Annotated in this window: 1 protein-coding gene; it reads left to right on the top strand. The window is 53.3% G+C overall.

What is annotated here, in order from left to right:
* Window positions 1-64: 64 nt before the first annotated feature.
* The coding region (locus tag GYA94_RS25975; protein ID WP_161893386.1) for a ribose-phosphate pyrophosphokinase-like domain-containing protein at window positions 65-246 on the top strand (182 nt) is incomplete at its 3' end.

Here is a 246-nt window from a genome sequence, read left to right as displayed (position 1 = left end):
CCAGCCGCCCCTGCCATTTTCCTTATACTCATCCAGGTATACCCTCAGCCTCCAGGTACTGCGCGTGTCCAAGATGATGGTCTTTACGGGGAACGCTAACCCCGATCTGGCTCGGCGTGTAGTACGTCAGCTGCATATCCCTCTCGGTGACGTCTCTGTCGGTAAATTCTCCGACGGCGAGATCAGCACTGAGATCAATGAAAATGTTCGCGGTAAAGACGTTTTCATTATTCAGCCGACCTGTGC

The organism is Pseudomonas juntendi (assembly GCF_009932375.1).
GTDB lineage: Bacteria > Pseudomonadota > Gammaproteobacteria > Pseudomonadales > Pseudomonadaceae > Aquipseudomonas > Aquipseudomonas juntendi.
The sequence above is the reverse complement of the archived record's forward strand: the minus strand, read 5'-3'. Positions and strand labels throughout refer to the sequence as shown.